This window comes from Acuticoccus mangrovi, assembly GCF_016411865.1.
GTDB classification, from domain to species: domain Bacteria; phylum Pseudomonadota; class Alphaproteobacteria; order Rhizobiales; family Amorphaceae; genus Acuticoccus; species Acuticoccus mangrovi.
On the sequence record NZ_JAEKJA010000016.1, the window covers coordinates 1 to 10212 of the forward strand.

General features: G+C 69.0%; 10 protein-coding genes. All 10 read right to left on the reverse strand.

The annotated features are described in order from the left end of the window. Positions 1-67 precede the first annotated feature (67 nt). Positions 68-202, reverse strand: a complete 135-nt coding sequence (gene ccoS / locus JCR33_RS17380; RefSeq protein ID WP_198883391.1) for a cbb3-type cytochrome oxidase assembly protein CcoS — start codon at positions 200-202, stop codon at positions 68-70. Beyond that, complete coding sequence (locus JCR33_RS17385) at positions 202-2475, reverse strand: heavy metal translocating P-type ATPase (protein WP_211110377.1); 2274 nt, start codon at positions 2473-2475, stop codon at positions 202-204. Before JCR33_RS17385 ends, ccoS begins: the two co-directional genes overlap by 1 nt. 37 nt (positions 2476-2512) lie before the next feature. Beyond that, positions 2513-2977, reverse strand: coding sequence for a FixH family protein (locus tag JCR33_RS17390; RefSeq protein WP_198883392.1), 465 nt, complete (start codon positions 2975-2977; stop codon positions 2513-2515). A gap of 44 nt (positions 2978-3021) precedes the next feature. Continuing rightward, a complete protein-coding gene (gene ccoG / locus JCR33_RS17395) occupies positions 3022-4578 on the reverse strand; it encodes a cytochrome c oxidase accessory protein CcoG (protein WP_198883393.1) in 1557 nt (518 codons plus the stop codon). 91 nt (positions 4579-4669) lie between these two features. Then, on the reverse strand, positions 4670-5551 hold the full coding sequence (gene ccoP / locus JCR33_RS17400; RefSeq protein ID WP_198883394.1) for a cytochrome-c oxidase, cbb3-type subunit III: 882 nt from the start codon (positions 5549-5551) through the stop codon (positions 4670-4672). Beyond that, complete coding sequence (locus JCR33_RS17405) at positions 5548-5790, reverse strand: cbb3-type cytochrome c oxidase subunit 3 (RefSeq protein WP_198883395.1); 243 nt, start codon at positions 5788-5790, stop codon at positions 5548-5550. The genes ccoP and JCR33_RS17405 overlap by 4 nt, the downstream gene beginning before the upstream one ends. Positions 5791-5799: 9 nt before the next feature. Beyond that, a complete protein-coding gene (ccoO, locus tag JCR33_RS17410) occupies positions 5800-6549 on the reverse strand; it encodes a cytochrome-c oxidase, cbb3-type subunit II (protein ID WP_198883396.1) in 750 nt (249 codons plus the stop codon). Positions 6550-6553: 4 nt separating this feature from the next. After that, the gene (ccoN, locus tag JCR33_RS17415; RefSeq protein ID WP_198883397.1) at positions 6554-8176 is read right to left on the reverse strand and encodes a cytochrome-c oxidase, cbb3-type subunit I; all 1623 of its coding nucleotides are present in this window, start codon (positions 8174-8176) and stop codon (positions 6554-6556) included. 135 nt (positions 8177-8311) lie between these two features. Further along, complete coding sequence (locus JCR33_RS17420) at positions 8312-8965, reverse strand: Crp/Fnr family transcriptional regulator (protein WP_211110378.1); 654 nt, start codon at positions 8963-8965, stop codon at positions 8312-8314. A gap of 336 nt (positions 8966-9301) precedes the next feature. Further along, positions 9302-10087, reverse strand: a complete 786-nt coding sequence (locus JCR33_RS17425; RefSeq protein ID WP_198883400.1) for an Mrp/NBP35 family ATP-binding protein — start codon at positions 10085-10087, stop codon at positions 9302-9304. Between the last annotated feature and the right edge of the window lie 125 nt (positions 10088-10212).

Here is a 10212-nt window from a genome sequence, read left to right on the forward strand (position 1 = left end):
CGGAGCCGGTTCGGTGAACGCGAGCTCGTTGAACCGGCTCCAGCGCACCGAGCGGGCGGCCCGCGACCTAGTCCTCGAGGATGCGGCGGGCGGCGCCTTCGAGATCTTCGAACTGATTGGTGCGCACGCACCAGAAGAAGGCGAGCAAGCCGAGGAGGCCGAGAAACAGCGCCGCCGGTACCAGGATGACCAGAATACTCATCACATTCCTCCTTCCAGCGAAGGGCGAGTCCGGAGAGCTTTGTGCGCCGTCGGACGGTCGACGTCCACCCGTTCCCGCCGGATCGCCGCGAGCGGCCGCGTGCCGACGAGCCGCAAGGCGTTGAGCGTCACGAGGATCGACGACGTCGACATCGCCACCGCCGCCACGAGCGGGCTTGCCCCGCCCATCACCGCCACCGGCACGGCGACGGCGTTGTAGGCCGCGGCAATCCCGAAATTCTGCAGGATGAGGCGGTGCGCCTTCCGCGCCGTCGCCAGCGCCTCGGCAATGTCGGTGAGGTCGTCGCCCGTCATCACGATGTCGGCCGCGGTGCGCGAGAGGTCCGACGCATCCGCCGGCGCGATCGAGGCGGAGGCGGTGGCGAGCGCCGGCCCGTCGTTGAGGCCGTCGCCGACCATCAGCGGATGGGCCCCCGCCTCCACCCGTGCGGCGAGCCAGGCGACCTTTTCGGCCGGCGCCATCTGCGCGTGAACCTCGCTCACGCCGAGGCGGGCGGCGAGGCGCTCCACCGGCTCGCGGCCGTCGCCGGAGAGGATCGCGACCGGTAGGCCCGACGCCTTGAGGCTTGCGACGAGCTGCAGCGCTCCCGGCCGCAGCGCCTCGGTGATCGGGATCGGCACGGTCGCCTCGCCCTCCACCGTCAACGCGAGGCCGTCGGATCCGCCCGAGGCCTGCCAGGGCGCCGGACCGCGGCCGAGGAAGGCGCGGCGGCCGTCGACGGAGCCCGTCACGCCACGCCCGCGCAGCTCGGCGACGTCCTCTACCGGGCGGCGGGCGAGGCCGCGGCTCTCGGCGGCGCGCACCACGGCGCGCGACATCGGATGGGTGCTGTGGCGAGCGAGCGCGGCGGCGACCGCGAGGGTCACGTCGGAGATCGGCCGGTCGCCGTCGAGGGTCGGCACGGTGAGCGTGCCGGTCTTGTCGAACACCACCTCGTCGACATGGCGCAGCCGCTCCAGCGCCGCCCCGTCCTTGATGGCGAGGCCGCGCCGGAACAGCCGATCGCAGGCCGCGACGTGCACCGCGGGCACCGCGAGACCCAATGCGCAGGGGCAGGTGATGATGAGGACGGCGATGGCCGTCGCGAGCGCCGTTCCCGTCCCCACCCCCACGACGAGCCAGCCGATGAAGGTGGCGAGCGCCACGAGATGCACCGCCGGCGCATAGATGCGGGCGGCCCGGTCGGCGATGCGCGCCGGGGTGGAGCGGGCTTCCTCCGCCGCCGCCTGGAGCGCGGTGAGCTGGGCGAGGTAGCTGTCGGCGGCGACGCGGCGTGCCCTGAGGCGCAACGGCCCGTCGAGGGCGAGGGCTCCGGCGAGGATCTCCTCCCCGTCCCGCTTCATGACGGGCCGGCTCTCGCCGGTCGCGAGCGACAGGTCGAACGAGGCTTCGCCGACGACGCTCGCATCGACGGGAACGCGCTCGCCGGCGGCGAGCTCCATCACGTCGCCCGGCTCGATGGTCTCCACCGGCACCAGCGCGACGCTGCCGTCGGTGGCGACGCGGTGGGCGAAGGGCGCCCGCAGCGCGGCGAGGCGGCTGACGGACAAGCGCGCCCGCTCGCGCGTCAGATGGTCGAGCACGCGGCCGGCGAGGAGAAAGAAGGTCAGCGTGATCGCGGCGTCGAAGTAGGTCTCGCCGTCACCCGAAAGCGTCTCCGAAAGGCTGAGGCCTGCGGCGAGGACGATCGCGAGGGCGATCGGCACGTCCATGTTGAGCTGCCTCGCCTTCAGCGCACCGTAGGCGGAGCGGAAGAAGGGGCGCGCCGCATAGGTCAGCGCCGGCAGCGCGATGAGGGCGGAGAACCAGTTGAGGAAGGCGCGGGTGGCCCCGTCGGCGCCGGACCACACGGAGATCGAGAGGAGCATCACGTTCATCGCCGCGAAGCCGGCGACGGCGAGGCAGCGCAGAAGCTCCGCCCCCCGCTGGTCGCGACGCACGGCGGACTGGGCGAGAGCCTGCGGCGTGTAGCCGAGGTTGCGCAGCATCGTGACGGCCCGACCGGGGTCAAAGTCCGGCGACTGCCACGCGAGCGACACCGTCTTGCGGGTGAAGTTCACCCGCGGGGTCACGTCGTCGAGCGTGCCGAGAGCGTCCTCGATGCGGCCGATGCAGGCCGCGCAGTGGATGTCCGGCACGGAGAGGACGAGGCTCGCCGTGCCGTCCTGCCGGATGACGGCTTCGGCAAGGTCGGGCGGCAGCGTGTCCGACCGGGCCGCGATCGCAAGGTGGGGATCGCCGCAGCAGCTCAACGCCGCGCCCCCCCGTCGCGATGGGGGCCGGCGGCCATCAGTCGGTCCCCAGGACGTTGAACGGGGTGCGCCAGGTCAGCTCGTCGCCGTCCTTGCGCATGTGGATGCGCACCACGCGCTCGCCGGCGGGAATGAGCGAATCGGCCCGGTAGCGGCCGCCCGCGACGCGGGTGAAGCCCAGCGGCACCTTGTTTTCCCCGGTGATGAGCTCTTCCACCGTCCCGTCGACGGCGGAGAGATAGACCGGCTCCCCGCCGCTCTCCACGGTGAAGCTGACGCGACCGCGCTCCTCCGTCACCGCGATATCCCAGCCGAGCGCCTCGGCCTGGCGCTGGGCCGCCTTCTCGCGGGCGAAGTCGATGCTCGCCACGTAGCCGTTCTTGGCGACGAGCCCGGTCCAGCTCGCCGAGGCGAGGTAGGCCATGGTGAAGTTCACCGCGATGACGATGCCGAAGCCCGTCAACATGATGATGAGCATGTGGCGGCCGGTGAACTCTTTCACGGGCGGGCCTCCTCCGGCACGATCGTCCTCCAGTCGGAGCACTGTCAGGGCGTTTCGAACACGGCGGGCGTTTCCACGCTCTCGCGGCCGCCGATCTCGAAGGTGCGGAAGCTGAAGGGCTTCGGCGTCTCGTCCAGCTTGCTCGCGTCGGCCTTCACGAACACGCGGAACTCGCGCACCTGGTCCGGCGGCACCTCCACGGCGAAGCGGCGCGCCGGCTCGTCGAACACGTCGGGGCTCCACATCAGCCCGTCGGGCAGCCCGACGAGGCCGAAGTCGAACTGGCGCGGCTGCGGCTCCATGTTCATGATCTTGATGGTGTAGCCGTTGCGAATGGTGCCGTCGGAGAGCTGAACGTACCGCGGATTGCGGTCGTGCGCTACGGAGAGGTCCAATCGGTCGCGGGCGATCACCGACACGATCATACCGATGCCGATGAGGCTCCAGAGGCCCATGTAGAGGAACACGCGGGGCCGAAACACCTCGCGCCAGCCGGGAAGCACCTGCTTGGCGCGGGCGGCCTCCACCCCCTCCGTCGCCGCGCGGGCGGCATTCGCGGCATAGTCGGCGAGCGTGGTGTAGGAGATCAGGCCGCGCGGCTTGCCGACCTTCGCCATCACCTCGTTGCAGGCGTCGATGCAGAGGGCACAGGTGATGCAGGGGAGCTGCTGACCGTCGCGAATGTCGATGCCGGTGGGGCAGACGGCGACGCAGGCGTTGCAGTCGATGCAGTCGCCCACCGGCTTGCCTTCGGCTGCGGCGCGCTTCTGATGGCGCGAGCGGGGCTCGCCGCGCCAGTCGTTGTAGGTGACGGTGAGCGAACGCTCGTCCATCATCGCCGCCTGGATGCGGGGCCAGGGGCACATATAGGTGCACACCTGCTCGCGCATCAGCCCGCCCAGCGTGTAGGTGGTGAAGGTGAGGACCGCCACGGTGATGTAGGCGACCGCCGGCGCGTCGCCGCGCAGGAACTGCGCCGCGAGGGTGGGCGCGTCGGAGAAGTAGAAGATCCAGGCGCCGCCGGTGGCGACGGCGATGGCGAGCCAGATGGCGTGGGTGGTGATCTTGAGCCGCGCCTTCTTGGCCGACCACGGCGACTGGTCGAGCTTCATGCGGGTGTTGCGGTCGCCGATCACCAGGCGCTCCACCCAGATGAAGAGGTCGGTCCACACCGTCTGCGGGCAGGTGTAGCCGCACCAGGCGCGCCCCACCGCCGAGGTCACCAGGAAGAGGCCGATGCCCGCCATGATCAGCAGGCCCGCCACGTAGAAGAATTCCTGCGGCCAGATCTCGATGATGAAGAAGAAGAAGCGGCGATTGGCGAGGTCGACGAGCACCGCCTGGTCGGGCGCGTAGGGGCCGCGATCCCACCGGATCCAGGGGGTGACGTAGTAGATCGTGAGCGTGATCGCCATGATCCACCACTTGAGGCGGCGGAAGGTGCCGTGGACGCGGCGCGGATAGATCGGCTCGCGCCCCTTGTAGAGCTTCGGCTTGTGGCCGCGGTTGACGGCGGCCACGTCGTACTGGCGCACACCGGCGGGGTTCGTCGGCTGGCCCGCCACCGGCTCGGCGACAGACTGCTTGCTCGTGGTCTCCATATCGGCCCCCGTCATCATCGTGTGGGCCTACGCCTGGTTCACTGCCCGAACCTTGATTTTGATCAATTCTATAAAACGATGCCAGTGCGACCTACTGACCGCCGCCGAGCGAGTGCACGAAGATGGCGAGCTCCTTGCGCGTCGCGTCGTCGAACCGCACCGACCATGCCGGCATCACCCCCATGTGCGGGTTGGACACCTGCCGCACGATATCCTCGTAGGTGCCGCCATAGAGCCAGATGGGATCGCTGAGACGGGGCGCGCCGACGCTCTGGTTCCCCTCCCCGTTCACGCCGTGACAGACGGCGCACTGGGCGGTGTAGACCTCCGCGCCACGCGCCTCGGCCTCGGCATCGCCCGCCTCGTCGGAGCCCGAGAGGGACAGCACGTAGTGGGCGACGTCGCTGATTTGGTTGCGGTTCAGCATCCCCATCGCGCCGAAGGCCGGCATCAGCGAGGAGCGCGCGTCGGCGTCGTCCTCACTGCGCACGCCGTGGGTGATGGTGGTGAAGATGTCCTCGATGGAGCCACCCCACAGCCAGTCGTCGTCGTTGAGGTTCGGATAGCCGTATTGCTGCGAGCCGGCGGCGCCGGAGCCGTGGCACTGGACGCAGGCCATCTTGAACGCCGAGGCCCCGGAGCGGCGGGCATAGTCCGACAATGTCGGGTTGGCGGCGATCTCCTGGAAGGAGAGCGAGGCGATCTGCTGGTCGAGTTCGGCGCGGGTGGCGGCGACCCGCGTCAGCTCCCCCTCGACGTCGGCGCGGCTCGAGTAGCCGAGCAGGCCCGGCGTCGCCTGATTGATGAGTGGCACCGAGGGGTAGAGGATCATGTAGACGATCGCGAACACGATCGTGGCGTACATGATGTAGAGCCACCAGCGCGGCAGTGGATTGTTGAGCTCGGCGATGCCGTCCCACGAGTGGCCCGTGGTCTCGACACCGGTCGGCTCGTCGATGATCTTCTCGCTCATGGGCGCTCGTCCTTGCCCTTCGGATCGGGCGTGGAGCCCGCCTCACCGGCCTTGATGGAATTGATGGTCTTGTCGCTGTCCGCCGGGCTCTCCGGCGCATCCATGGGGATGCGCGCGGCCTGGCGGTAGCGCTCCGTGGAGCCACGGCGGAAGAGGAAGAGGACCAGCACCGCGAAGACGATGATGGTAACCGCCAGCCCCCAAGTGTCCGCGAAGTGGCGAAATCCCTCGTAGGACATCCCGTCCCCCTAGCGCCCCGGTCCGCTCGGCTCGAAGTCGGTGAGATCGACCAGGGTGCCCAGCATCTGGAGGTAGGCGACGACGGCGTCCATCTCGCTCACCCGGCGGGGATTGCCGTCGAAGTCGCGGATGTTGAGCGCGTCGCCGTAGCGCTCGGTGAGGCCGGAGGTGTCGTCGCTCGCGCCGGCCTGGGCGTAGAGGTCGGCCTTGGCGTTCTCGATCATCTCCTCGCTGTAGGGCACGCCCACCGCGACGTTGGTCACGAGGTCGTCCTCGATGATGTCCGCGTCCACGGGGCGGTGGGCGAGGAAGGCGTACGTGGGCATGATGCTCTCCGGCACCACCGAGCGCGGGTCGATGAGGTGCTGGACGTGCCAGGCGTCGGAGTAGCGGCCGCCGACGCGGGCAAGGTCGGGCCCGGTGCGCTTGGAGCCCCACTGGAAGGGGTGGTCGTACATGCTCTCGGCCGCCAGCGAGTAGTGGCCGTAGCGCTCCACCTCGTCGCGGAAGGGGCGGATCATCTGGCTGTGGCAGACGTAGCAGCCCTCACGGACGTAGATGTTGCGCCCGGCGAGCTCGAGCGGGGTATAGGGGCGCATCCCCTCCACCGGCTCGATGGTGTTCGAGACGTAGAAGAGCGGCGTGATCTGCACCAGCCCGCCGATCGAGACCGTGATGAAGGTCAGGATCAGGAGCAGCGTGATGTTCCGCTCGATGCGGCCGTGATCGTACCAGCGGGGCTTTTCGGTCTGTTCCATCGAATTACTCCGCGGGGGCGAGGACGGCCGGGCGCGCGGCCGGCTGGCCGGCGACGCGGCCACGGATCGTCTGCACGATGTTGATGGCGAAGAGGATGCCGCCGGCGAGATAGAGCACGCCGCCGAGTCCCCGGATGATGTAGTAGGGGTGGAGCGCCGCCACGGTCTCCGCGAAGGAGTAGACGAGGTAGCCTTCCTGCGAATACTCGCGCCACATCAGGCCCTGGGTGATGCCGGACACCCACATCGACGCCGCGTAGAGCACGATGCCGAGGGTGCCGAGCCAGAAGTGCCAGTTCACGAGCCGCATCGAGTAGAGCTGGGTGCGGTTCCACAGCACCGGCGCCAGATAGTAGACGACGCCGAAGGTGATCATGCCGTTCCAGCCGAGCGCGCCGGAGTGGACGTGGCCGATGGTCCAGTCGGTATAGTGGGACAGCGAGTTGACCTGCTTGATCGACAGCATCGGCCCCTCGAAGGTCGACATGCCGTAGAAGGCGACCGCGAGCACCATCATGCGCAGGACGGGGTCGGTCCGGAGCTTATCCCAGGCACCCGACAGCGTCATGATGCCGTTGATCATGCCGCCCCACGAGGGCATCCACAGCATCACCGAGAACACCATGCCGAGGGTCTGCGCCCAGTCCGGCAGCGCGGTGTAGTGGAGGTGGTGCGGTCCCGCCCAGATGTAGAGGAAGATCAGCGACCAGAAGTGCACGATCGACAGGCGGTAGGAGTAGACCGGCCGCTCGGCGCGCTTGGGGATGTAGTAGTACATCATCGCCAGGAAGCCGGCGGTGAGGAAGAAGCCCACCGCGTTGTGGCCGTACCACCACTGGGTCAGCGCGTCCTGCACGCCGGAGAAGAGCACGTAGCTCTTGGAGCCGAAGATCGACACCGGCACCGCCGCGTTGTTGACGATGTGCAGCATGGCGATGGTGACGATGAAGGCGAGGTAGAACCAGTTCGCCACGTAGATGTGGGGTTCCTTGCGCTTCGCCAGCGTGCCGAGGAACATCACCAGGAAGGCGACCCACACGATGGTCAGCCAGAGGTCCACGTACCACTCCGGCTCGGCATATTCCTTCGACTGGGTCACCCCCATCAGGTAGCCGGTCGCCGCCAGCACGATGAAGAGCTGGTAGCCCCAGAACACGAACCAGCCGAGCGCGTCGCCGCCGAACATCCTGGCATGGCAGGTGCGCTGCACCACGTGCATCGCCGAAGCGATGAGGATCGAGCCGCCGAACGCGAAGATCACCGCCGAGGTGTGCAGCGGCCGCAGCCGGCCGAAGTTGAACCACGGCTCGATATTGAGGTGGGGAAAGGCGAGCTGGAAGGCGATCAGCACGCCCACCGTGAAGCCCGCGATGCCCCACACCACCGTGGCGATGACGCCGGCGCGGATCGGACCGTCGACGTAGCTCCCGAGATCGGGCTTGCGCTCGACGAGGGCGCCGCTCGGATCCCACGACAGCCGGCGCGAGTAGACGACCGCGGCGATCGCCGTCAGCGCGGCCACCAGCCACATGTGGGTTGCGAACTGCGTATCGCGGGCGAACGCGGCGCCCACGACGGCCAAAAGTGAAGCGATCCCGAGGAGCGGGATGAGGACGATCTGTCCCATGCGTAGAATCTCTCGATCTGCCGGCGACTTGGCTCGACGCTATGGGGGCAGGGTCACCCACGCCTTGATTCAAATCAATACAGATCTAGCTTGGCCCAGCGATGCGCACGCCGTAGCCTCGATGTCACGCTCCGGTCACAGGGATTCGGCGAGCAGGCGCTCCACGTTGTTGATGCGCACGGTGCGCGGGCCGAGGAGATCGATCACCCCGGCGTCGCGAAGGGCGCCGAGCTTGCGGCTCACGGTCTCGACGGTCAGGCCCAGGAACGCGGCCATCTGGCCCCGGGTGATCGGGATGCGCAGCATCGCCCCGTCGCTCACCACGTCGCGCGGCATGTGGCTGCAGCCGGCGTCCGACTGGCGCCGGGCGAGCCGCATCAGGAAGGTCGCGACCCGCTCCCCCGCCCGCATCTGGCCGAGGAGCAGCATCCACTCGCGCGCCTGGTCGAGCTCGGCGACGGCATGATCGAACAGCGCCTGCCGAAACGCGGAATGGGACCTCACCACGTCCTCGAAGCCGGAACGCTCGAAGGTGCACAGCGTGACGGGGCTCACCGTCTGCGCCGTGGCGTCCGCGTCCCGGCGGTAGGCATTGCCCAAAAAGTCGGACGGAAATAGAAGGGATACAATCTGCTCGCGACCGTCCGCGAGGCCCTTCTTCTCCACAACGATCCCTGTGACGATGTTGGCGAGCACGTTGGGTTCGCCCTGCGTCACGATCGTCTGGCCGGCGGGATAGGTCTTGTGGCGGGCGGCGGAATTGAGTTCCCAGAGCTCATCCGGGGACAAGACGCTGCACAGCGCCCGGCTGCGCACCGCGCATCGCATGCAGGACGGCGGGGCAGCGGGAGCCGGTCGAGCGGCATCCGTCATCATCGTCTCCCATTCACTGGATCGTCGATGGCGCCGCGGGTTCGCGCACGCGCTCGCCCGCCTTTCCGCGGTGCCAATCGAGCGGCGCCACATTCCCGCCACGCATTGCCGGCGCGCTCATCGCCACGCCAGAGCCGACTCCATGGACTCCGGCACCGTTGCGATGTCGCCGCGGCTTCAGAACACGATCTAGATCAATATTGCCAGAGTGGAGCGTCAACGTCGAATCATTCTGCACATTGTGCGTCGCGGTTATGCTTCCTCGAAAACAATAGCCGGGAAAGGTTTTTCCTGTCGCGCCTCAAGCACAGCGGCGAGATTGGCCGCGATCGTCGCGTAGGCGGCGCCCTCGGCCGTCGTCGGATCGACGGCGACGGGGCGGCCGGCGTCGGACGATTCGCGGATCGCGAGCGTCAGCGGCACCTCGCCGAGGAGCTCCATGCCCTCCGCCTCGGCCTCGCGGGCGCCGCCGCCCGTTCCGAACACCGCCGTCGCCTCCCCGCAATGGGGGCAGATGAAGGCGGACATGTTCTCGACGAGACCGAGGAGCGGCACGTTCACGGTGCGGAACATCGCCACCGCCTTGCGCACGTCGACGAGGGCGAGCTTCTGCGGCGTCGTCACCACCACGGCACCCGTCAGAGGCGTCTGCTGGGCGAGGGAGAGCTGGATGTCGCCGGTGCCGGGCGGCATGTCGATGATGAGGCAGTCGAGCTCGCCCCACCGCGTGTCGCGCAGGAGCTGGTTGAGCGCGCCCGTGACCATCGGCCCGCGCCACACCACCGCCTTCGCCGGATCGACGAGGAAGCCGATGGACATCGCTTTGATGCCGTATGCCTCGAGCGGGACGAGCCCCTCGCCGGCCGCGGGCTTGTAGTCCACCGCGTCGAGGAGGGTCGGCAGCGAGGGGCCGTAGATGTCGGCGTCGAGCAGGCCGACGCGCCAGCCGAGCCCGGCGAGCGCCACGGCGAGGTTGACCGACACGGTGGACTTGCCGACGCCGCCCTTGCCGGAGCCGACGGCGACGATGCGCTTCACGCCCGCGACGGCGCCGGTGCGCGCGCCCTCGCCGCCTTGCGCCGCGCCGCTGCCGCCGCCCGGACCGCCGCCGGCGCGGGGAGCCGATGGAGCGGGCCGCCCGTCCGTGCCGGCGGGGCGCTGCG